The sequence below is a fragment of the Rubrivirga sp. SAORIC476 genome (assembly GCF_002283555.1).
In the GTDB taxonomy this organism is placed as follows: Bacteria; Bacteroidota; Rhodothermia; order Rhodothermales; family Rubricoccaceae; genus Rubrivirga.
The window spans coordinates 1,618,949-1,641,739 of record NZ_MVOI01000003.1 but is presented as its reverse complement, the minus strand read 5'-3'; the positions used below and the strand labels follow the sequence as shown (position 1 = coordinate 1,641,739).

Genomic DNA, 22,791 nt, shown 5'->3' with positions numbered 1-22,791 from the left:
CTGTACCCATCATCCCTCCGTTTCTGACGCCTTGCGTGTTCCGGGTCGCGTCTCGTGCCGAGCGCTTCGGCGATGGAGCGGCACGCGACACGCACTACGAATCCCTCTCGCCGACCGCGTAACGCAGGCGCCCTCGACCTTCCCGGCCAACGACTCCCCGCCCCTATGATCTCCAAAGACGTCAAGCGCCTGCTTCTGAAGCTCAACGACCCCATGACGCGGGCCCTGGAGGGCGCCGCCGGTCTGGCCGTCGGGCGCGGCCACTACGAGGTGACCGTCGAGCACCTGCTGCTGAAGCTGCTGGAGGACGGCACCGGCGACGCCGCGCTCATTCTCTCCCGCCTCGATGTGGACCCGGGCCGGGTCGGCAAGGCGCTCCACGGCGTCGTCGAGGCGTACCGGACCGGCAACGCCGGTCGGCCCGCGTTCTCGCCGTTGCTGCTGGACCTGATCGAGCGCGCGTTCGTGGCCGGGTCGGTGCACCACGGGCTGGCCGAGATCCGCTCGGGCGCGTTCCTGGAGGCGTTCCTGGAGGCGGATGCGTTCGCGGCCTCGCCCGTCCGCGAGGCCATGGCCGAGGCGAAGGCGGACGACCTGCGGGACCGCTTCTTCTCGCTCGTGGAGGGGTCCGAGGAGAGCCGCCCCACGGCCCGCGGCGGTCGCCCCCTGGCGGACGCCACCGGCCAGGAGGGCGAGACGGCGCTCGACATCTACACCGAGTCGCTCACGCAGAAGGCGCGCGACGGCGCCATCGACCCCATTTTCGGGCGCGACCGCGAGATCCGCCAGGTGATCGACGTGCTGTCGCGGCGGCGCAAGAACAACCCGATCCTGGTCGGCGAGGCGGGCGTCGGCAAGACGGCGGTCGTGGAAGGGCTGGCCCTGCGGATCGCGGCGGGCGACGTGCCGGACAGCCTCAAGGGGGCCGAGATCGCGGCGCTCGACCTGGGCTCGCTCCAGGCGGGCGCGGGCGTCAAGGGCGAGTTCGAGGCGCGCATGAAGGCCGTCATCGACGCTGTCAAGGACGCGCCCAAGCCGACCATCCTGTTCATCGACGAGACGCACACGCTGGTCGGCGCCGGGGGCGCGGCGGGCACCGGCGACGCGGCCAACCTGCTCAAGCCCGCGCTCGCGCGCGGCGAACTGCGCACCGTCGGCGCGACGACGTGGAGCGAGTACAAGAAGCACATCGAGAAGGACCCCGCGCTCGCCCGCCGCTTTCAGATGGTCAAGGTGGACGAGCCCGACGTGGAGACGGCCGTCGTGATGATGCGCGGCATCCGCGACCGCTACGAGGACCATCACGTGGTCCAGATCACCGACGCCGCCGTCCGCGCCGCCGTCGAACTCTCCGACCGGTACCTCTCCGGCCGCCAGCTGCCCGACAAGTCGGTCGACCTGATCGACACCGCCTCGGCGCGCGTGCGGATGTCGCAGGACGCGACGCCCGCTGCGCTCGACGACCTCGGCCGCCGCCTGCACGAGGTCGAGACCGAGCTGACGGCCCGCCGCCGCGACCTCGCCGCCGGGCTGGGTGACGACGAGGGCGTGGCCGAGCTGGAGACCGAGCGTGAGACCCTCACCGCCGACAAGGAGACGCTGGAAGCACGCTGGCGCGAGGAGCAGAGCCTCGCCAGGGAACTTGACACCGCCCGCCGCGCCGCTGCGACGGCCGGAGGCGACCTGCCCGACGACGTCCGCGACCTGCACGCGCGCCTGGACGAGATGCAGGAGGCCAACGGGCCGCTCGTTCACGCCGAGGTCGGCCAGCGCGTCGTCGCCGAGGTCATTGCGGACTGGACGGGCATCCCCATCGGGGACATGATCAAGGACGAGGCGCAGATGCTCCTCGAACTCGAGGACCGCCTCACAGAGCGCATCCGCGGCCAGGACGAGGCGCTCCAGGAGATCGCCGACGCACTCCGCACGGCCAAGGCCGGGATGCGGAAGAAAGACGCGCCCATCGGCGTGTTCCTGCTTGCCGGGCCCTCGGGCGTCGGCAAGACGGAGACGGCCCGGGCTCTCGCCGAGCTGCTGTTCGGCGGCGAGCGCTTCCTCGTGTCCATCAACATGAGCGAGTACCAGGAGAGCCACACGACCAGCCAGCTCAAGGGCTCGCCTCCGGGCTACGTCGGCTACGGCGAGGGCGGCGTGCTCACCGAGGCGGTCCGCCAGCGTCCGTACTCGGTGGTGCTGCTCGACGAGGTCGAGAAGGCTCACATCGACGTGATGGAGATGTTCTACCAGGTGTTCGACCGGGGCATCCTGCGCGACGGCGAGGGCCGCGAGGTGGACTTCTCGAACTCAGTCATCCTCTGTACCTCGAACGTTGGCAGCGCGCTCGTCCAGCAGGCGTCAATGGCCGAGGAGGCGCCCCGGCTGGACGAGTTGCGGCAGCTCATCCACGAGCCGCTCGCGCAGCACTTCCAGCCCGCGCTCCTCGGGCGCATGAACGTGATTCCGTACCTCAGCCTCGACCGCGACGCGATGGGCGCCATCGCGCGCCTCAAGCTCAACAAGGTCGACCGCCGCCTGCGGGAGGCGCACGGCATCCGGTTCGTGTTCTCGGACGACGTGGTCGAGACCATCGCCGACCGGTGCACGACCATCGACGCGGGCGCGCGCAACATCGACGCCATCATCGACCGGACCGTCCTCCCGGCCGCCAGCCGCGCGCTCCTGACGCGCCTCGCCGAGGAGCGCCTGCCCGCTGCCCTCCACCTGGGCATCGACGAGGCGGGCGACTTCACCTATACCTTCGTCGAGCCCGGCGAGGGGCTCCCCGAGCCGTCCGACGCCACGCCCGAGGCGGCCGATGCTGCATCGGACCCGGGGCAGGCCCCCGGCGGCGATGGCGCCGTGCCCGAGCCGACCCTCGGCGCGGAGCCCGTGGCTGAGAAGGCAGCGGCCGACGCCCCCGCCCCGGAGGAGCCCGTGACGAATGACGCCGATCCGGCCGACTCCGACCCGGCCGACTCTGACCCGACCGCCTGAGCCCATGGCCTCTATCCACCGCATCGCTCGCCACGAGTTCTCCTGCGGCCCGCTGTCGCCGGAGACCTGCCGCGTGGTCCGCTTCGAGGGCGTCGAGACCATCTCGCAGCCCTACCGCTTCGAGATCGACCTCGTCTCGGACGACCCCGAGGTGGACTTCGAGGCCGTCATCGACAAGGCGGCCACGCTGACGATGTACCGCGGCGACGAGCCGTCCGAGGTCAACGGCATCGTGGTCGACTTCCAGCAGTCGCACGAGGCGGGCGGCCAGTCGGAGTTCCGCTACGCGTACCGCGCCGTCGTGATGCCGCGCCTGCACCGGCTCGCGCTCTCGTTCCAGAGCCGCATCTACCAGAATCTGTCCGTCGAGGAGATCGTGGGCAAGGTGCTCGACGAGGCGGGCGTGGACCACGAGTTCCAGCTCTCCGGCAGCTACGACCCGCGCGAGTACACGACGCAGTACAAGGAGACCGACCTCGCCTTCGTCCAGCGGCTGCTGGAGTTCGAGGGCATCCGCTACTGCTTCGAGCACGAGGGAGGCACCGAGACGCTCGTCCTGAGCGACGACGCGGGCAACGCCAAGCCTGTCGCGGGCGACCCGACGGTCGGCTACAGCCACGCCGACGGCCTCCGGCCGACCGACAGCCTGGAGACGATCCGCGACTTCCTCGCGCGTCAGCAACTGGTGACTGCCAAGACGCGCGTCACGAACTACAACTACCGGACGCCCGAGACCGAGATCGCGTCCGAGTCGGAGATCGACGGCGCGCAGGCGGTCGGCATCCACTCCGACTCCAGCATCCACGTCATGGACGGCGGGCGGAGCGCGCAGATCGCGAAGGTCCGCAACGAGGAGATTGAGACCACACGGCTCGTCATGACCGGCACCGGCGACTGCCTCCGCTTCCGGACGGGCTTCACGTTCACCCTCGCCGACCACTACCGCGACGGCCTCAACCAGGACTACCTGCTCACGCACGTCCACCACCGCGGCTCGCAGCCCGATGCCTCCGAGGCGGGGGTGACCAACGAGGCGCTCGCCGAGTACTCGAACGCGTTCACCTGCGTCCCGGCGAGCACGCCCTACCGTCCGCCCCGGCTGACGCCCGAGCCGAAGCTACCCGGCGTGCTTACGGCGCGCGTCGAGAGCGCCGGCGGCACCTACGCGCCCGTCGATGACCAGGGCCGCTACCGGGTCCGCTTCCCCTTCGACCTCGGCGACGCCGGGGACGCGGGCGCGACGAAGCCCGTCCGCCTCGCGCAGCCGTACACCGGCCCGGGCTACGGGCAGCACTTTCCCGTCCACAAGGGCGCTGAGATGGTGGTCGCCTGCCTCGACGGCAACGTGGACCGCATCGTGGGGCTCTCGACCATCTACAACCCGACCCAGTTCTCGCCGGTCACGAGCAGCAACGCCGCCCACAACGTGATGCGCTCGTGGGGGGAGAACGAGCTCACCTTCGACGACACGCAGGGCGCCGAGTTGGTGTTCATGCACGCCACCAAGGATCACCTCTGCGAGGTCGTCGACAACCAGAAGAACACCGTCGGGACCAATCGAACCCAGACCGTCGGCAACGACGAGGCGCTCTCGGTGGGGCGGGACCAGGTCGAGGATGTAGGACGAGACGCCTCGCTGGAGGTCGGCCGCAACCAGGCAATCCAGGTGGCGAGCGACCGGACGATGGACATCGGCGCGAACCTGTCCGAGAGCGTCGGCACGTCGATGACCCTGTCCGTCGGGTCCACCAAGACGGAGACGGTGGGTGTGAGCAGCTCCGTCACGATCGGCGTTTCCTACACGCTGGGGGTGGGCGGCGCAAAGTCCGAAGCCATCGGTGCCGAGAGTTCGGTCACCGTGGGGGGCAACCATTCCATCACGGTCGGCGGCAACGCCAGCGTCAGCGCGGGTTCCGACATCTCGTCGCGCGCGGGGAAGAACTACGATCTCAAGGTGGGCAAGAACGCGACCTTGAACATCGCGGACGACGGGGTCTTGCAGGCCGGAAAGAACCTCACGGTCACTGGCGGCAAGAAGGTCGTCGTGGACGCGGGGGATCAACTCACGCTCAAGTGCGGGAGCGCGGAGATCATCATGAAGAAGAACGGTGACGTTTCCATCAAGGGCAAGAAGATCGACCTGAAAGCCTCGGGCAAGATGACGCTCAAGGGATCCCAGATCGCCGAGAACTAGCCCGCCCGCAGGACGCCGACCTCCCACGCAGACTTCCAGCCAGCCATGTTCGACCTTCTACAGAGTACCCAGATGAGAGAGGCGACCGTCTGCGCCGTCGGTGACGCGGGGGAGGTGACCGTGCGCCACGACGACGGAGCCGAGAGCCTGTGCCGTCTGCTCCAGATGTCCGAGGACCGTCCGCTTCAGGCCGTAGAGGGCGACCGCGTTCTCGTCGTCGCGCCGACCGGGGCTGACGAGGGCTATGTGCTCGGCCGGGTCGGCCTGCCTCGGGCTCCCGCCGGGCCCGCCACCCGCGTCGTCGAGGTGGTGATCCCGGAGGGCGTCGAGACCGTCCGGATCGCGGGCCGCAAGGTCACGATCGCGGCCGACGAGTCGCTCTCGCTGGAGTGCGGCGGCGGCTCCATCCGCATCGACAAGCGCGGCAAGGTGGTAGTGCTGGGGACCGACATCACGAGCCGGGCGAAGCGGCTCCACAAGGTCAAAGGCGCTAGCGTCGCCATCAACTGAGCGCCTCCGATGGAGATCGTCAACCCCACGCCGTTCGCCGCGCTGCCCACCGTCGTCTCCGACCTCGACGGGGCGGATCTCCTCGTCGTGATGCTCAAGGCGACCTACGCGCTCGATGGGGCCGGGGGGATGGTCCCGGCCGAGGCCCAGCGGGAGGTGGCACTCGCCGACGCGTTCACCGGCGAGCCGGGCGTGTCGAGCCTCGTCTATGCGTCGGACCTCGCCATCCGGAAGGGCTCGACGGACGTGGTGCTGACCGGCTCGGCCTATCCTGTCCGACCGGGAGACCGAGAGGGCGACGTAGGGATTCAACTCGGGGCGGCGAAGGCGTCGTTTCGTGTGTTCGGGGAGCGCGAGTGGCAGGCGGCCCTGGGCATCACGCGGATCTCCCGGCCCATGCCCTACGAGCGGATCCCGCTCGCTTACGAGCGCGCCGCCGGGGGCACTGACGCGTCGTCGAGTGCGGAGCAGGATCACGACTTCGATCCTCGCAATCCCGTCGGGGTCGGCTTCCGCGCCAAACGGAGCCAGCAGGTGGTGGACGCGTCCCGGCTGCCCAACTTCGAGCGCCCCGATGCGCTGATCCGGTCCCCGGAGGACCGGCCTGCCCCCGCCCCCGTCGGGTTTGTCGCTCCCGGATGGCAGCCCCGGTCGGCCTTCGCCGGCACCTACGACGAGGCCTGGATGGAGACGCGCCGTCCGCTTCTGCCCGACGACTTCGATGGCCGCTTCTTCGACACGGCGCCTCCGGGGCTGTCGGTTCCGGGCCGTCTCCGCGGCGACGAGCACGGGGCGGCCTTGGGGGTGTCGCCGCAGGGACTGCTTCGGTTTACCCTGCCCGGCCTGTCGCCGTCGGCCACCGCCGAGAGTCGTGCGAAGGGCGCGTTGCCCGTCAGCCTCGGCCTGGACCGGGTCGTGGTGGACGGTGACGGCGGGCGGCACGGCGAGGTGGTCCTCGTCTGGAGCGGCGGACTGCGCCTGCCACGCGACCTCTACGACCTCGGCGACATCACGATCACCCTCAACTAGCCATGCCCTCCTCCGTCGGCGTCAACTTTCTCTCGGTGGTCCACAAGGCCAGCACCGGCATCACGACGGCCTTCCCCGACGTCTGCAAGACGCCAACCCCGGGCGGCCCGGTCCCGATCCCGTACCCGAACATCGCGATGTCGAGCGACACCGCGAAGGGCAGCAAGAAGGTGAAGATGGACGGCAACCCGATTTGCACAAAAGACTCCAACTTCAGGATGAGCACCGGCGACGAGGCCGGGTCTGCGGGAGGGGGCGTGGTGAGCAACAAGATCAAGGGCAAGGCCGAGTTCGTGATGTTCTCCTTCGATGTCAAGGTGGAAGGCAAGAATGTGGCACGGGCGTTCGACATCATGCTCCACAACGACAAGAACACGCCGCCCTTCCCGGTCATCCAGCCGCCTGTCGTGGCCGTCGGGCTGCCTCCGAAGCCGGACTGCGCGATCTGCGGCAAGGCGTACTGATCCGTGGAGACGCCGCCCCTCGCTGTCACGGCCATCGGCCTCGTGTCGAGCCTCGGTTTGGAGGTCACGACCGCCTGTGCGGCCGCGCGCGCTGGCCTGTCGCGCCCGTCGCTGCTGGACGGGTTCGTCACGCCGCCCGCGACCGAGGACCCGGTTCCGGCCGTCGGGCACCCCATCGGCCCGTTCACGCGGGGCTTCGACGGCGCCGGGCGGCTCCTGCGGGTCGCCGAACTCGGGGCGCGGAGCCTCGCGGCGTCGGCCCCGGCCGAGGTGCTGGCGCGCGCGCGCTGGGTCGTGGCTGCGCCGGAAGGGCTCCCCGTGGAGCCCCCGTATCCGGACGATGACCCCGACGAGGTCGACCCCGACGAGGTGCCCGAGGCCGACCCGGTCGCGGCCGAGGTGGCCCTGGCCGCGCACCGGCTGGGCGACGCGCTCGCCGCGGGTGTCGGGATGCCTGTCTCGCCGGAGCGCCTGACGCTCTTCGAGGGCCGCGCCGGGTTCGCGCTGGGCCTCCGCCTCGCCCTCGACCGGCTCCGCGTCGGGGAGGCGTGCGTCGTGGGGGCCTTCGACAGCCTCATCCGAAGCTCGGTCGTCGGTCGGCTGGCCGAGCACGAGCGCCTTGACCAGTCGGGGCCGACGCCGGGCCTGGCCCCGGGCGAGGCGGCGGTCTTCCTGCTGCTCGAACGCGACACCAGCGGGACGTGTGTGGGCCTGGTCCGAGACGCGGCGGTGGCCGACGAGGCCGCACACCTCTATGCGGGACGCCCGCCGACGGGGCGCGCCCTCGCCGCGCTCGCGCAGTCGCTCGCGGGTGCCACCTCCCCCTGGCTTCTCTCCGACTGCAACGGCGAGCCCTTCCGGTCGGCGGAGTGGGGCCATGCGCTCTCGCAGGCACCGTCGCTTCGGGAGGGGCTGGAGGCGGCCACCTATCCCGCCCTCGCGTTCGGCGACACCGGTGCCGCGAGCGGGGCACTCGGTGTTGCCGTCGCCTTTCGCGCCTTCGCTCGGGGCTACGCTCCGGCCCCGACCGCCCTCGTGCTTGGTGCCGAAGCGACCGCTCGCCGTAGCGCCGTCCTCGTGTCTGCCCTCTGACCCTCCTCATCTATGGCTGCTCCCGCTGCTACGACCCACTTCCAGAAGAACGCCAAGCGGCAGAGCACGCTCACGCGGCGCTCGTCGCGGACCTACCGGAAGCGCTGCAAGGCGGGCGGGAAGGGCTTTATGTCCGGTGGCGGCAAGAAGTGGCAGGCCCACCACATCTTGTGCGATCACGCAATGGGCGGCCGCGTGCTGCCGTCCGGGAGCGAGGAGTTCATCGAGAACTGCCTCTGGGTGATGCCGTGGGACATCAACGACCCTCCGAACATGTACGGGATGCCGCTCAAGCGCCAGTATGCCGCCTCAGGCGGGAAGGTGCCGCTGAACATCCCGGCCCACGACGTAGACCACAACACGCGAGACGGCTACACCGACGAGTGCAAGAAGTGGCTCAAGGACCACGTGTGGGATGTCATCGACTCGAAGAAGCGGAACCCGCACAAGGTCGAGGTCAAGGCGCTCAAGCGGCTCGTGGAGCAGTGCACGGCGACGTTCCTGGCCCGCCTCAAGGCTCGAGGCCTGCGTGCGCTCGGCACGTACGCATGCTGGAAGATGCAGAATAAGTGGCGGAACCACTGGTACAAGCCCTTTTCCATGGCCGCGACGCCGACCAAGCGCCAGCCGCTCCCGCTGGATTCGTCGGGTGCCGTGATCGGCGGGCTCGACGACATGTGGAAGGCCATCTCCTGATCCTCCGATGAACGACTTCCCCGACGGCTTCCCGGACGAGTTTCCTGGCGACGACGGCCCGGACCTCGACGCTCCCGCGCTGATCTGGGAGCCTGCCCCCGTGCGCGGCTACGCGTCCGCCCAGTACCTCGACAACGTCGAGGACGTGTGGGAGCTCAAGCGCGGCATCTCGGTCGCCGAGCGCTTTCCGTCCGACGCGGCGTTTCGCATGGACCCGGCGTACCCCCGCGATGTCCGCCTGCCCGACGTGCTGTACAACCTCGACAGCCTGCTCGTGGTCGCACGGGATGCGGCCGAGGCGGCAGGTCTCGCGGAGGCGGCGCACTTGGAGCTTCTCGACGTGGCCGTGTACAACCACAAGGACCGGCCGACCGAGCGCGCCTACGTCATCGTCAACCCGCTCGGGACGGTCGACTGCCTCGACCTGGGGGCGTCGCAGGTGGAGATGAACCCTATCGACCCCGACCTCATCTCCGTCTGCTACGGTCTCGCTGTCGATGCCGATCGCCTCGACCCGGAGCGCTCCGTGTTTCGTCCGACACACCTCCCAACGCGCCTGTTCGTGACGGCCGAGCAGATGCACCGGCTCCAAGCCGAGGCCCCGGTCGGCTCGGCGTTCTCGTCTCCGGCGACCTACACTCTCTAGACGCTCGTGGAAACGCTGGAAGATGTCTACGACGCGTTGCTCTCCGACACCCGCATGGCGGTCGGAGGGGCTGTGTCGGGGCCTGGCCCGGAGGACCTGGGGAGCGTGGCCGAGGAGATCCAGGACGCCTTCGAGGGTCTCGCGCTGTGCAACCTGCTCGTCCGGTACGACGCCCACAAGTACCGGGAGGACCTCGTGCACAGCGCGAGGGCGCGGATCTGGTTTCTCGAGCAGTGCGCGCGAGAGGGACTGGACGCGCCCGAGCGTGCCGTCTCGCGGACGCCCGCGCTGTTCGCCGCCCTCTGTGCCCGACATGACGCGCTCGCGGCTGACCTGGTCGCGTCCGGGCCCGGCGCGTGGATCCCGGAGGGCGAGTACGAGGATGACTTCTGCTACGTCGGGTTCCTCTCGCACGCCTTCGCCGACGCCGCGGCCGAGGCCGGGCTGCCTGCCCCGGCAGCGCTCGTGGAGCGCTACGAGCGCGTGGCGAACGGCGCCCGGGACCCACGGCTCGACGTGTGCCGTGCCTTCCAGGCCCGCGACGAAAGTGCCTTCCGCGATGCGTTCGAGGGCGTGCTCGACGCTCACACGGCCTGGGTCGCCGCCCTCACGCCCGACCGGCTGAGCGACCCGGTGTTTCGCGTCCGCCAGCACGTCTCCATCGAGGCTATCGCGCTCCTGCATCTCGCCGAGCGCGTGGGGTGGTCGCTGGAGGAGGACTACGTCTACTGCCCGCGTCCGGCCCGGCTCGGACCGACGGACGCCTGGCCGGACGATCTCTTCCGCCAGATCGACCGCCTCGCGGCGGAGTACCGCCGGTCCCACCCACCCTCCTGATCCCGTGCTCGACGATCTCCACGAAGACGGCTCCGAGCAGGGCTTCCGCATCGGCCTCTACCTCGAGCACCTCTCCGAGGCCGCCGCGCTCTGGGAGCAGCGCCCGGCCGACCGCGAGAACCCGGACCTCGCCTGGTTCGACCTCGGCGACGAGGAGGCCCGCCTGGAGGCCCACCTGGACGCGCTCGTGCTCGGGGGCGACCTCGCGCTCGCCGTCTGCCGCCAGCAGGCGCTCGACGGCGACGCGGGCGAGCTGCACACCGGCCTCCGCGTGTTCTGCCGCCACGGCCGCAGCGACCTCGTCGGCGTGGCCATGGAGGGCGTGGACCCGGACGACGACGAGGCGCTCGACGCGATGTCGGACGCGCTCGTGGCCGAGCTGCCAACGGCGTGGGAGCCCGGTGCCTTGCGTGCCGACCTCCTCGGCGACCCGCGACGCCTCCGCCTCGCGGCCGACCTCGTGACAGCCCGCCAACTGCCTGGCCGCGACGGCCTGCTGGACGCGCTCCCGGAGGCGCCGCCGTCGCTCCGCGCCCGGATCGTCCGCGCGCTCGGCCAGACGGCCGACGGACTGGTGGACGGCGTCGTCCGCCCGCTCCTGTCCGACGAGGATGCCGAGGTGCGCCTGGAAGCGGCCGTCGCGCTCTTGCGCAGCGGAGCCCCGGACGCGCCTGCGACCGTCCTCCGAGCCGCCCGCACCGACCCCGCGCTCCTGCCGACGCTCGCGCTCGCCGGGCACGCGGCCGCCGTCCCGTGGCTCCACGAGGTCCTTCAGCATCCGCCCTCCGCCTCCGCCGCCGCGGATGTACTGGGGCTGATGGGCGATCCGCGCTCCGTCCCCGTCCTCATCGCCGCGCTCTCCGGCGAGGCTGCCCCCGCCGCCGCCCGCGCCCTCGACCTGATCACCGGCGCCGACCTCACCGCCGACACGTTCGTCGAGGACGTGCCCGACGAGGACGAGCTGTTCGACGACGAGAAGGAGCGGCTGGCGAATGGCGAGCCGCTCGTGCCGCCGGGTCAGCCGCCACGGGGCACCACGGTCACCGGTCCGAGCACCGACCCGGAGGTCTGGCAGGCGTGGTGGGCCGACCACGAGCCGCACGTCGCCGAGACCCCGCGCGTCCGCCTCGGGAGAGCGGCGGGACCGGAGAGCCAGGTGTCGTCGCTGTGCGCGCCGTTCGTGCCGCATCGGCTCCGCCGCTGGATCGCCGACGAACTGGCGGTCCGCTACCGGATGACGCTGCCGTTCGAGCCGACCTGGGAGGTCCAGCGCCAGCGGGCGGCCCTCAGGGCGATGGGGGAGTGGGCGGCGGCTCAGCGCTTCGTCCCCGGCCGCTGGTACGTGGCCGGGCACTACGCGGACTGAGGGCGACAGGGAGCTCGCCCCCGTGCCGAGGCGGGCCCCCGCCTCGCTCGTGGTTCACCGGTCACGCCTCACTCCTGTGACGGGGAGGGCGGAGGTTTCCGGTGTATAGGGTCAGTCGGCTGCGCCATGTCGGAGCGGCCCCGTTCCCTCTGCCATGTCCGAGTCTCCGTCTGTCGGCTTCACGATCACCTCCGACCCGGACCGCACGACGGCCGAGGCGCCGACGGCGGGGGCGTCACCGCGCGAGCGCGGCGGCGCGTTCCGCCTCCTCCTCGTCGCCGACCTCGACCCGCAGGCCCCGGTGCCCGACTGGGCCGACGGCGACCGCGTCTGGGAAGTCGACCCGAACACGGTCGCCGAGCGGATGCGCGAGCACGGCCCGATGCTGGCTGTTCGCGTGCCCGGCCTCGACGGTGCGCCCACCGAGGTGGAGTGGACCGCCGACGCGCTCGACGCCTTCACCCCGGCGGGCATCGTCGCTCGCGTGCCGGCCCTGACCGCGGCCGACCGCGCGCGCGCCGTCCTGGACGAGGCCCGGCGGGGCGGCGTCACGCTGGAGGCCCTCCGCGACCGCCTCGCCGAGACTGGCGTCGCCGGAGCCGACGGGCTGGCTGCGGCCGTGGCGGCACGTCCGGGTGGCCCCTCGGCCCCTCCGAGCGACGACGGCGGCCTCGACGCCTTGCTGGGCATGGTCGCCCTGGACGGCGACGACCCTGCGACGCCGCCGAAGGACCCCCTGCTGGGTGCCCTCGTCCGCGCGGCCTCCGAGCCGACCGGCGACGTGGACCGCGCCGCTGCCGAGCGCGTCGCGACCGACCTCGCCTCGCGCCTCCGCCGCACCCTGTCCGCCGTCGTCGAGCACCCGGACGTGCGCCGCGCTGAGGCAGCCTGGACGGGGCTGAGGCGACTCGTGGACCGGCTCGCGTTCCGCCAGGGCGCGCGGCTGTCGGTGCTCGCCGCGTCCAAGACTGCGCTCGCTGAGGCGGTCCACCATCAGGTGCTGCTTCCCGAGTACGCGCACGGCGTCGAGCGGACGCCGCTGGCGGCCGTGCTGGTCGACCACGCCGTCGAGACGACCTCGGCCGACCTGACGGCCCTGGGGGACCTCGCGGCCTCGGGCGCCAGCCTTCAGGTACCCATCGTGGTGAGCGCGTCGCCCGCCTTTTTCGGGCTCTCCGCGCCGACCGATTTCTCGCGCCTGCCGCCTGCGACCGCCCTGCTCCGGCAGCCCGAGTACGCTGCCTTCCGCTCGCTTCGGACGCGCCCCGACGCAGCGTTCCTGGCGCTCGCCGTCCCGCCGTTTCTCCTGCGCCACGCCTACGGCCCGGACCACGTGGACAAGACCCACGGGGTCGAGGGCGGCGAGCGGCTGTGGGGGGGCGGCGCGCTGCTCGTCGGCCTCGCGATGGCCGCGGCGCACGCCGACCGCGGCTGGCCGACGGCGTCGGCCGGGCAGACCGTGCCCGACCTGCCGGTCCGCACCACGCGGATGGGGGCGATGCCGCTGGCCGCGGCCTTCGGCGACAGCGTCCTCGACGACCTCGCGCGGGCGGGCGTGCTCGGTTTCTCGGGTCCGCTCCGCACCGACCGCGCCGTGATGGGGCCGCCCGCGACCACCGCGACTCCCGCCGACGCCTCGGGCGACGCTCGCGCCCGTGCCAGTCTGCCCGCGGCCGTCCTGACCGCACTCGCGTCGCATCGCGCGCTCGTCATCGGTCCCGCCTGCGCCGGGCTCGACCCGGACGCTGCCATCGCCGAGATCGACCGTCGCTTCCGCGCCTTCCTCCGCGGCGACGGTGGGCCGGTCGAGCCCGACGCCGTGACGGTCCAGTACCTCGACGAGCACGACACCGAGACCACGCGCACGTACGGCGTCCGCCTGCGACCACCACGCGCGGTGTTGCCCCACCCGGTCGGCGTGGTGTTCGGGGTCGAGGTCCCGAACGCGGCCCCCGCAGCGACTGCCGATGGCGGCTGATCCCCCCGGCCCGTCGGTCGCGTCGGCCCCGCTTCGCGTCGAGGCGGGGGGGCAGGTGTGGACGTTCGACCGACCGTTCACGCTCGGCCGCGACGCCTCCTGCGACGTGGCGCTGCCCGAGGAGGCGCGTGTGAGCCGCCGTCATCTGGAGATCGCCCCTGCCGACGACGGGTGGTGGATCACGGACCTGGGCAGCGCCAACGGCACCCTGGTCGACGGCGAGCGGGTCGCGCGGGTCCATGTGACAGCGGCGCAGGAGGTGCAGGTGGGAGAGGGGGGGCCTGTCCTCCGGTTCACCCCGTCCGCCTCGACGGGCGAGACGGTGGGGGCACCCGTCGCCGAGGCGCCGCCTGCGCCTGGGGAGGTCGAGGCGCCCGACCTAGACGACCCCTTCCGTCCGTCGCCCGAAGCGGTGGAGGCACTGCCACCCGTCGCCTCACCGCGGGTCGACCCGCCGGTGCCCGACCTGGGGGAGATCGCCTCGCCCCCCTCGGAGCCGGAGGCCCCGTCGTCCCCCTCAGGGGACAGTGCCGCCGACGGCCCATCCGCAGCCGCCGGAGGCGGCCCTTCTACCGACGCGCTCTCCTACGACGCCGTCGTCGAGCACTACTTCGGCGGTGACGAGGACGACGAGAACATCGGCGAGCGGACGCGCTTCATCCGCAGAGCCTACGACGACCTCCAGCAGGCGCAGGCGACTGTCCAGAAGAAGGAGCGGTCGCGGTACCAGACCATCGTGATCGGCGTGCTGGCCGTAAGTGTGCTCGCGATCGGCTACGCGGGCTACCTCCAGTACCGCATCAACCAGCTGCGGGCCGAGGCGCAGGAACTGTTCTACGAACTCCGCACCTACGAGATCGCGGTGGCGAACGAGGTCCAGCGGGTCCAGGCGCAGATCGAGGCGGACCCGGAGAACGCAGACAGCCTGACCGTGGACCTGGAGCGTGCCCGCGAGGCCCGCCGCCGGACGGCATCCCGCTACGACCAGTTCGTCCGTCGCCTGGGGGTGTACGACGGACTCTCCTCCGAAGAGGAAGCCATCTATCGCGTCGCTCGGGCGTTCGGGGAAAGCGAGCTGACCATCCCGGACGCGTTCGTGGACGAGGTCCAGGTGTACGTCAACAAGTGGAAGCGGAGTGGGCGCTTTCAGCAGGCCGTCCGCCACGCCCAGGTCAACGGCTTCGACGTGCAGGCGGTCAACGCGCTGCGCCGCCACGGCATGCCGACCGAGTTCTTCTACCTGTCGCTGCAGGAGAGCAACTTCGACACGCGCGCCGTGGGGCCGTGGACGCGCTACGGGCATGCGAAGGGCGCCTGGCAGTTCATCCCGGAGACTGGGCGCCGGTACGGCCTGGAGCCCGGGCCGCTGGTGGCCACCAGCCAGTACGACCCGCTCGACGAACGCCACGACTTCGGCCTCGCCGCCGACGCCGCGGCGCGCTACCTGCACGACATCTACTCCCACCTCGCGCAGGCCAGCGGGCTGCTCGTCTGCGCGTCCTACAACTGGGGCGAGGGGCGCATCAAGAACCACATGCGGGGCATCGCCAACGACCCCGCGCACCGGACCTACTGGCGCTTCCTGACCGAGTACCGCAGCCGGATGCCTGCCGAGACCAAGGACTACGTGCTGAACATCTTCGCGGCGGCCGTGATCGGCCAGAATCCACGGATGTTCGGCATCGACATGGACCCGCCGGTGCAGGTCGCGCTGGCAGGCGGGCGCGGCGGCATCGCGCCCGAGACCGGCCCGACCTCGGGCCGCACGGTGCGCTTCGGCACCGGCGCGCTCCAGCAGCGCCGCTCCGAGAGCGCCCCGGCGCCCGGCGACTAGTCCCCCGACCCCACCCATCGGTTCCGTGGATCCTCTTCCCCGCTCCGCCCCCGCCCCATCCCCCGCCGTCGCCCAGACGCTCCGCATCGCCGCCGGGGCGCGGACCGACGTGGGGGCCGTCCGCAGCGAGAACCAGGACGCCTTTGGCGTGCTGCCGGCCATCGCCATCGCCTCGGGCGACGTGGTGGGCCGGGTGGTCCCGCAGCCCGCCGTGTTCGCCGTCGCCGACGGGATGGGCGGCCACGAGGCGGGCGCCGAGGCCAGCAACGTCGCCGTGGACGCCATGATGGGCGCCTTCGGGCCGGGCTTCCGGTCCCAGCCGGACCGCCTCGCGCTGATGCAGGCTGCGATCACGGCCGCCAACGACGCCGTCTGGGCGCGCGCCAACGCGGGCTCGTACGTCCGCCAGATGGGCACCACCTGCACGCTCCTGCTCGTCGCCGACGGGCAGGCCTACCTCGGCCACGTCGGCGACAGCCGCGCGTACCGCGTTCGGGGCGAGGAGATCGTCCAGATGACGACCGACCACACGCTCGGCGAGGCCGCCCGCCACGATCCCTCGCTGGCGGAGATCGCGCGCACGCGCGCCCACCACCTGACGCGCGCCATCGGCATCCGCGAGCACGTCGAGGTGGACGTGGTCCGCGCCGGGGCGCTCCGCGCGGGCGACCGGTTCGTGCTCTGCTCCGACGGCCTCGCCCCGGTCTCCGCCGACGAGATCGTGCGCTCCGTCCACCGCTACTCGCCGCAGGAGGCCGCCGACTGGCTGGTCACCCTCGCCAGCACCCTCGGCAGCCGCGACAACGCGACGGCAGTCGTGGTCCAGGTGGCGCCGTGATGGCCGTGTCGGCGCCCGCCCTCCCCCGCCCCAGTCGCTCCGCCTCGGTGAGCGACTCGGCAGATCGACAGGGATGAAGGAAAGCGCCTTCTCCTCCGTCCTGTCCACTCTCTCCGGCCCTTTCAACTCCGTGACTGCATGAGCGCCGCCTCTCCTCCCTCCGACCCGCTGATCGGCGCCCGCGTGGGCGAGTACCACATCCAGGGCGTGCTCGGGCGCGGCGGCATGGGCGTGGTGTACCGAGCCGAGGACACCGCGCTCGGCATCCCGGTCGCGCTGAAGTCGATCACGGCCGGGATGACGACCGATGCCTCGTTCGTCCGCCGCTTCCGGACGGAGGCGCGGGCGATGGCGCGCGTGGCCAGCCCCCACATCGTGCGCGTGATGGCGCTGCGTGAGACCGAGCACGGGCTGTTCATCGTGATGGAGTACGTCGACGGCGGCAGCCTCCACGACCGGATGGCCGACGGGCCGATGCCGTGGGCCACGCTTTGGCCGCTGCTTCGGCAGATGCTGCTCGGACTGGAGGCCGCCCACACGGTCGGCGTGGTGCACCGCGACATCAAGCCGCGCAACGTGCTCCTGACCACCGACGACACGGTCAAGCTGACCGACTTCGGCCTCGCCCGCCTCCAGTCCGACGGTGACGCGACGCGGACGCAGGCCGTGGCGGGGACGCTGGCCTATATGTCGCCCGAGCAGGTCCGCTCGCTGCCGACGCTGGACCACCGCAGCGACCTCTTCTCGCTGGGCCTGACGGCCTACGAGGCGCTCGTCGGGCGCCTCCCGTTCGACCGCGACGGGGGCGACTTCACCATGATGCGCGCCATCGTGGAGGACGAGTTTCCGGCGCCGACCGCGTTCGACGACCGTGTGCCGCCTGAGGTGGCGACGGCGCTCATGCGGGCGCTCGAAAAGGATCCCGACCGGCGCTATGCCTCCGCGGCGGAGATGCGCGAGGCGCTCGCGGGCGTCGGCGACGACGCCGCGCCGACGCGGACCCGGATGCCGCCCCCGCCGCCACCGGTCGTCCCGCCCCCGAGGCAGGCCCCCGACACGGCCCCGACCTCGCCCGCTTCGGGCCGTCGCCCGTCGCCCGCCATCCTCAGTGGGATCGCGGCCGGCGTGCTGGCGCTGCTGGCCCTCGGCTGGTGGCTGACGCGGACCTCCACGCTCACCCTCGTCCCTCTCGCCGAGGTCACCTACTTCCTTGATGGGGAGCCGGTCGCCGGCGAGGTCGACGTGAGCCCCGGCACGCACGAGGTCCTGTGCGTGGCCCACGGCGCCTCGGCGACGACCGAGGTGGAGGTGGGTCGCGGCGCCGAGCGGCGGGTCGCCTGCGCGACGCCCGACCAGGCCGTCGACGTGTCGGCGTTCTGGGACGGCACGGCCGAGCCCGCCTCGGTGCTCGTGGACGGCACCCAGGCGGTGCCCCTGCCGACGCGGCTGTCGCTCGGGACGGGCCACCACACGCTCCGCGTCATCTCGACGCGCCTCGACACGACGCTCACCGTCGATGTGTTGCCCACGTTCGATCCCGCGCCCCCCCCGCCGCAGACCGTCGCGGTGCAGGCCGGAACGGCGCCGCCGCCGCCCACCGACACTCCCGTCGCCCAGTCTGGCCCCATCGCGCAGCCGATGCCGCAGCAGACGCAATCGCAGCCTCCGCCACAGGTCCAGCAGCCGTCCCCTCCCCTGCAGAGCACCGGCCCCGCGCCCGCGCGCATGGGGACCGTCGATGTGACGATGGACGCCGGGGTGACGCTTTCCCTCGACGGTTCCAGTATGTCAGGGGGGAGCCGGGAGATGAGTCCCGGCACCTACACCGCCCGCTGTCAGGCGGGCCCGCTCTCTGAAACGACGCGCGTGACCGTGACCGCCGGCCAGCGGTCGGCCGTCCGGTGCTACGCGCCGTCTCGGGTCGTCCGCGTGACCACCACCGGCGCAGAGGGCGCCTGGATGACCGTCGTGGTGGACGGCCAGCCGGGAGCCCAGACGCCGACGCAGGTGACGCTGCCCGTCGGGCGCCACACCATCATCGTCCGCCGCCGCGGCTACGAGGTCGTGGGTCAGGACATGATGACCGTCGACGTGCCGCCGCGCTTCTCGCCAGACCCCCTGCCGCCGGTGCCTCTCGCCTTCGAGATCCGGTCGGCCAACTAAGCACTCCGTTCGCATGACACGCTTCCCGGCTTTCCTCTCGGCCCTCGCGCTCGCTGGCTTCGTGCTGGCCGGCTGCGGCGGCTCCGGCGCCACCTCCTCGATGTCCGGCTCGTCCGCCGGAATCGCGGCGTGTGACGCGCCGCGCACGACGACGACCGCGCAGGCTCCGCCGCCGGCACCCGATCCGCCGTCCGTCGAGCCCAACTACTCCGACGTGCGCGGCCAGAGCGCGGCCCTCGACGCCGCCATGGTCGCGTACAGCGGCGCCGACTTTGAGGCCGCGGCGAGCCAGTTCGACGCCGTCGCCGGATCCGCGGGCGACCCGGTGCGTCGCGTCGCGCTGCGGATGCTGGGGCGGACGCGGCTCGCGATGGGCGACCGCGCCGGGGCGGGCGACGCGCTGCGGCGGCTTGTCGAGACCGAGCCCCCGGTCGTCCGTCTGAACCCGGACGTGGAGCCGCTGGCCTTGCTGGAGACCTTCTACGAGGTTCGCCGCCATACCGATGGCTCGTACGCCGTCCGCACGGATCGCGCGCGGACGCTGGCCATCGCCGACTTCACGAACGGCTCCATCACCGATCACGCGCAGGTCGACCCGCTCCGCCTCGGCTTCGCGTCGCTCATGATCGACCGGATGCGGGGCGCCACCGAGCTGGAACTGGTCGAGCGCGTCCGCCTGCAGTGGCTCCTCGACGAGCAGTCGCTGGGGACCGGCGAGGCTGCGGGCCGGGAGGCGGGCCGCCTCCTCGGCGCCGACCAGGTCGTGTTCGGGACCTACATCAAGTCCGGGGAGAACATGCTCCTGACGGCTCGGGTCGTGGACGTCGAGACCGGCCGCATCCTGATGGGCGAGCGCGTTGAGGGCCGTGCCGACCAGTTCGACGCGCTCGTGTCGTGCCTCAGCGAACTCGTCGCCGAGGCGGTGGACGCCCGCCTGCCCGCCGCGCCGACCTCGCAGGCCGCCGAGTCGCTCGACGCCGTGATCGCCTACGCTCGCGGGCTGGCCCTGGAAGAGACCGAGGACTACGGCGCCGCGCTGGAGCAGTACCAGCTGGCGCTCTCGCTGGACCCGGACTACGAGCCCGCCCAACTCCGCATGGACGAGGGCGTCGTGCCCCTCGTCGCCGCCAACTCCCGATGACCGTCACGCCGCACGTCCGCCCCCCACGCCCCCTCGCTCTGTGACCCGTCTCGTCCCTGGCCTCCTCGGGCTGGCCCTCGGGCTGGCGGCCTGCGCCGGGCCCACCGTCGGTGTCGTGCCGACCCGCGCCGACCTGGAAACGCGCGTGCTCGAAAACCCCGGCGACATCGAGGCGCTCCGCGACCTCGGCGCGTTGCTGGCCGTCGAGGAAGCGTACGGGCCTGCGCTCGGCGCCTTCGAGCGGGCGCTCGCGCTCGCGCCGCGCGACGGCCAGACGCTCTACTTCACAGGCCTCGTCCACGAGGCCCTCGGCCAGACCGCCGAGGCGGAGGACGCCTACGCGCGCTACCTCTCGGTCGCCGCCGGAGACGTCTACCGCGACTCGCTGCGGGGCCGCCTGGACGGGCTCGTCCGCGCGCGCCTCCAGCGCGAGTTCGCGACGGCGCTCACCGTCGAGGACTCGGTCACCACGGCCGCCGGGACGGGCGCCGTCGGCGTGCTGCCGTTCGCGTACCGCGGCGACAATGCCGAGTACGCCGCCCTCGGGCGCGGCCTCGCCGAGGTCCTCGCCATCGACCTCGCCTCGGTCGGCTCGCTGACCGTCGTCGAGCGGGCGCGGCTGCAGGCGCTCCTGGCCGAGTACAACCTCGCCCGCGACGGCATTCTCAACCCGGCCACCGCCCCGCGCATGGGGATGCTGCTCCGGGCCGACAAGCTGGTCGGCGGTGAGGTGGACGTGCAGGGCGAGTCGCTCCGCATCGAGTCCGCGCTCTGGGAGGGGTCGCTGCGCGACGTGGAGACCACCGAGGGCGGCGTGGCCGACCTGTTCCAGATCCAGAAGACGATCACACTCGGTGTGCTGTCCTCGCTCGGCGTGACCGTCGCCGCGGCGGACTCGGTACGGCTCCTCCAGGCGCCGACTACGGACCTTGTTGCATTCCTGCTCTACAGCCGTGGCCTGCTGCTGGAGGACGACGGTGACTTCCTCGGCGCGCGGCGGCTCTACGGCGAGGCGCTCCAGCGTGACCCCGGCTTCTCGCTCGCCGGGAGCCGGGGCACGTCTGCTACGCTCTCCGCCGCGACCTCGGCCCCCGCCGCGCCCACGCTGACCGCCACGGCGGCGGCCACCATCGACCCCGTCCCTCTGGCCGGTCCCTCGCTCGTCGGTCGCCGTGCGGACCAACTGAGAGCCGCGCTCGGCGGGCACGTCACCCCGGGCACCGAGACACGTGAGCCCGGTGTCGAGGGGAGTGACGCGGGCATCCTCGGCACGCTCCCGGATCCTCCCCCTCCGCCGCCCACCCCGCCGTCGGGAGGCAACCGCCCATGACCCTCCGCCCGCTCCTGCTCGCCGCCCTCCTGGTCGCGCTGGCCTCATCGGCCGGGGCGCAGGCTCCCCTCCAGATCCGCCTCGACCCGCAGATCCCGGTCGTCGGTCTCTCGGCCGAAGTCACGGCGCAGTTCTTCGAAACGCTCCCCGAGTCGGCCTCACTCTTCGTCCGCGCGGTCGGGGAGACGGCCTATCAGGAGTTCGTGGGGGTCGACCAGGGGGACGCGTTCTGGACCGTGGTGATCGATGAGATCCCGCCCTCCGGCCTGGAGGTCTACGCGTCGTACGTGCTCGACGGCGAGACCTTCACCGAGCCGCTCCAGAACCCCGAGGCGTTCCCGTTCCGGGTCCCGGTGCTGGTGCCCGCGATCACGTCGGCCGTGGATCTGCCGAGGCGGCAGTACCGGATGGTGTCGGTGCCGTTCGTGCTGGGGGCGAACTCCGGCCTGCCCGCCGTCCTCGGCAGCGACGCCCCCATCGACGTCTTCGGCGACGACTTCGGGGAGACCGGCGACCCGGCACAGTGGCGGCTGCTCCGCTGGGACCCGCTCGTGGAAGACTACCGGGATGCGATCCCCGACGGGGAGCTGTTCGAGCGCATCCGCCCCGGCGCGGGCTACTGGCTGATCACGAGTTCTGGTGGGACGTTCGACATCGACCGCGGGCTGTCGACGGGCGTGACCATCGGCAAGGGGGGCATCTTCGCGGCCGACGTTACCATTCCGGTGCGCACCGGCTGGAACCAGATCGGCAACCCGTTCCTCTTCTCGATCTCCTGGGACGACGTGCGGCGGCCGATCGCGGTCGAGGACCCGGTGGCCTTCACCGGCTCGTTCGTCGGGGGGCAGGCGACGCTCCAGCCGTGGGAGGGCTACTTCGTGTTCAATCCGGGCCCATCGGGGTTGCTGCGGTTCCGTGCGTCGCCCAGCCAGCCCGTCGCCGAGCGGACGCTGTCAGAGCGTGTCCAGGCGCGGGCCGGAGCAGGGGCTGCTGCGCTACGCGTCACGGCCGTGTCGGGCACGTCGACGGACGAGGTGACGCTCGGCCTCCAGGGGACGGACGCGCCGCTGGACGGTCCGCCGGCCGACCTCCGCAAGCCGCCGCCGGTCGACGGTAGCCTCCGCCTCGCCGCCCGCGCCGACGGCGAGGACTGGATCAGCCACTTCCAGCCCCGCGAGGCTGCCACGTGGGCGCTCACGGTGACGCCGCCCGCCGGGGCCGCCGTGGACCTCCGCCTGGACCGCCTCGGCGACTGGCCGGACGGGCTCGTGGTGGAGGATCTCGACACGGGCCGCGTGCTGGAGGTCGTTGACGGGCGCGTCCGCATAGAGACCCTCGCCGACGTGCCGACGCGGCGCCTCGCCGTCCGCGCCGGGGCCGCCGCCGTGGTCGATCCCGAGGTCTTGGCGCCGACTCTCGGCGCCCCTCACCCCAACCCGACCGCCGGAGCGGTCACGCTCCCAGTCCGCCTGTCGACCCCTGGTCCGGCCCGCCTCGACGTGGTCGACACGCTCGGTCGCACGGTCCGCTCGCTCGCTCTGGATCTGCCCGAGGGCACCTCGGCCGCCTCCTGGGATGGCCTCGACGCGTCCGGCCGGCCGGTCGCGGCGGGCCTCTACCTCGTCCGCCTCACGACCGAGGCGGGCACTGCCGCCGTGCGCGTCACGCGCCTCCGCTAG

General features: G+C 72.2%; 17 protein-coding genes. All 17 read left to right on the top strand.

Going from position 1 to position 22,791, the window contains the following annotated elements; genetic code table 11:
• Nucleotides 1-165: 165 nt before the first annotated feature.
• The 17 genes from tssH (at nucleotide 166) to B1759_RS08645 (ending at nucleotide 22,791) form a co-directional block, all read left to right on the top strand.
• Complete coding sequence (gene tssH / locus B1759_RS08725) at nucleotides 166-2,994, top strand: type VI secretion system ATPase TssH (protein WP_095514625.1); 2,829 nt, start codon at nucleotides 166-168, stop codon at nucleotides 2,992-2,994.
• A gap of 4 nt (nucleotides 2,995-2,998) precedes the next feature.
• Complete coding sequence (locus tag B1759_RS08720; protein WP_158225183.1) at nucleotides 2,999-5,188, top strand: type VI secretion system Vgr family protein; 2,190 nt, start codon at nucleotides 2,999-3,001, stop codon at nucleotides 5,186-5,188.
• A 45-nt stretch (nucleotides 5,189-5,233) separates the two neighbouring features.
• Nucleotides 5,234-5,698: a hypothetical protein gene (locus B1759_RS08715; RefSeq protein ID WP_143537316.1), complete on the top strand. Its 465-nt coding sequence runs from the start codon at nucleotides 5,234-5,236 to the stop codon at nucleotides 5,696-5,698.
• A 9-nt stretch (nucleotides 5,699-5,707) separates the two neighbouring features.
• A complete protein-coding gene (locus B1759_RS08710; protein ID WP_095514622.1) occupies nucleotides 5,708-6,727 on the top strand; it encodes a DUF2169 domain-containing protein in 1,020 nt (339 codons plus the stop codon).
• A gap of 2 nt (nucleotides 6,728-6,729) precedes the next feature.
• Nucleotides 6,730-7,191: a DUF4150 domain-containing protein gene (locus B1759_RS08705; RefSeq protein ID WP_095514621.1), complete on the top strand. Its 462-nt coding sequence runs from the start codon at nucleotides 6,730-6,732 to the stop codon at nucleotides 7,189-7,191.
• A gap of 3 nt (nucleotides 7,192-7,194) precedes the next feature.
• Nucleotides 7,195-8,283, top strand: a complete 1,089-nt coding sequence (locus B1759_RS08700) for a hypothetical protein (RefSeq protein WP_095514620.1) — start codon at nucleotides 7,195-7,197, stop codon at nucleotides 8,281-8,283.
• A gap of 12 nt (nucleotides 8,284-8,295) precedes the next feature.
• Nucleotides 8,296-8,979, top strand: a complete 684-nt coding sequence (locus tag B1759_RS08695) for an AHH domain-containing protein (RefSeq protein ID WP_095514619.1) — start codon at nucleotides 8,296-8,298, stop codon at nucleotides 8,977-8,979.
• A 7-nt stretch (nucleotides 8,980-8,986) separates the two neighbouring features.
• Nucleotides 8,987-9,625, top strand: a complete 639-nt coding sequence (locus B1759_RS08690; RefSeq protein ID WP_095514618.1) for a hypothetical protein — start codon at nucleotides 8,987-8,989, stop codon at nucleotides 9,623-9,625.
• 6 nt (nucleotides 9,626-9,631) lie between these two features.
• The gene (locus B1759_RS08685) at nucleotides 9,632-10,462 is read left to right on the top strand and encodes an Imm49 family immunity protein (RefSeq protein WP_095514617.1); all 831 of its coding nucleotides are present in this window, start codon (nucleotides 9,632-9,634) and stop codon (nucleotides 10,460-10,462) included.
• A gap of 4 nt (nucleotides 10,463-10,466) precedes the next feature.
• A complete protein-coding gene (locus tag B1759_RS08680; protein ID WP_095514616.1) occupies nucleotides 10,467-11,828 on the top strand; it encodes a HEAT repeat domain-containing protein in 1,362 nt (453 codons plus the stop codon).
• 154 nt (nucleotides 11,829-11,982) lie between these two features.
• A complete protein-coding gene (locus B1759_RS08675) occupies nucleotides 11,983-13,806 on the top strand; it encodes a type VI secretion system contractile sheath domain-containing protein (protein ID WP_095514615.1) in 1,824 nt (607 codons plus the stop codon).
• Entirely contained in the window at nucleotides 13,796-15,640 is a 1,845-nt protein-coding gene (locus B1759_RS08670) for an FHA domain-containing protein (RefSeq protein ID WP_095514614.1), read from the top strand. The genes B1759_RS08675 and B1759_RS08670 overlap by 11 nt, the downstream gene beginning before the upstream one ends.
• Nucleotides 15,641-15,665: 25 nt before the next feature.
• A complete protein-coding gene (locus B1759_RS08665; protein ID WP_095514613.1) occupies nucleotides 15,666-16,478 on the top strand; it encodes a PP2C family serine/threonine-protein phosphatase in 813 nt (270 codons plus the stop codon).
• Nucleotides 16,479-16,616: 138 nt separating this feature from the next.
• On the top strand, nucleotides 16,617-18,641 hold the full coding sequence (locus tag B1759_RS08660; RefSeq protein WP_095514612.1) for a serine/threonine-protein kinase: 2,025 nt from the start codon (nucleotides 16,617-16,619) through the stop codon (nucleotides 18,639-18,641).
• Between the two features lie 13 nt (nucleotides 18,642-18,654).
• A complete protein-coding gene (locus B1759_RS08655; RefSeq protein ID WP_095514611.1) occupies nucleotides 18,655-19,782 on the top strand; it encodes a hypothetical protein in 1,128 nt (375 codons plus the stop codon).
• 40 nt (nucleotides 19,783-19,822) lie between these two features.
• Nucleotides 19,823-21,112, top strand: a complete 1,290-nt coding sequence (locus B1759_RS08650; RefSeq protein ID WP_095514610.1) for a CsgG/HfaB family protein — start codon at nucleotides 19,823-19,825, stop codon at nucleotides 21,110-21,112.
• Complete coding sequence (locus B1759_RS08645; RefSeq protein ID WP_095514609.1) at nucleotides 21,109-22,791, top strand: FlgD immunoglobulin-like domain containing protein; 1,683 nt, start codon at nucleotides 21,109-21,111, stop codon at nucleotides 22,789-22,791. Before B1759_RS08650 ends, B1759_RS08645 begins: the two co-directional genes overlap by 4 nt.

Coding starts and splice junctions, on each gene's coding strand:
- tssH (WP_095514625.1), top strand. CDS start 166: ATGATCTCCAAAGACGTCAAGCGCCTGCTTCTGAAGCTCAACGACCCC.
- B1759_RS08720 (WP_158225183.1), top strand. CDS start 2,999: ATGGCCTCTATCCACCGCATCGCTCGCCACGAGTTCTCCTGCGGCCCG.
- B1759_RS08715 (WP_143537316.1), top strand. CDS start 5,234: ATGTTCGACCTTCTACAGAGTACCCAGATGAGAGAGGCGACCGTCTGC.
- B1759_RS08710 (WP_095514622.1), top strand. CDS start 5,708: ATGGAGATCGTCAACCCCACGCCGTTCGCCGCGCTGCCCACCGTCGTC.
- B1759_RS08705 (WP_095514621.1), top strand. CDS start 6,730: ATGCCCTCCTCCGTCGGCGTCAACTTTCTCTCGGTGGTCCACAAGGCC.
- B1759_RS08695 (WP_095514619.1), top strand. CDS start 8,296: ATGGCTGCTCCCGCTGCTACGACCCACTTCCAGAAGAACGCCAAGCGG.
- B1759_RS08690 (WP_095514618.1), top strand. CDS start 8,987: ATGAACGACTTCCCCGACGGCTTCCCGGACGAGTTTCCTGGCGACGAC.
- B1759_RS08675 (WP_095514615.1), top strand. CDS start 11,983: ATGTCCGAGTCTCCGTCTGTCGGCTTCACGATCACCTCCGACCCGGAC.
- B1759_RS08670 (WP_095514614.1), top strand. CDS start 13,796: ATGGCGGCTGATCCCCCCGGCCCGTCGGTCGCGTCGGCCCCGCTTCGC.
- B1759_RS08660 (WP_095514612.1), top strand. CDS start 16,617: ATGAGCGCCGCCTCTCCTCCCTCCGACCCGCTGATCGGCGCCCGCGTG.
- B1759_RS08655 (WP_095514611.1), top strand. CDS start 18,655: ATGACACGCTTCCCGGCTTTCCTCTCGGCCCTCGCGCTCGCTGGCTTC.
- B1759_RS08645 (WP_095514609.1), top strand. CDS start 21,109: ATGACCCTCCGCCCGCTCCTGCTCGCCGCCCTCCTGGTCGCGCTGGCC.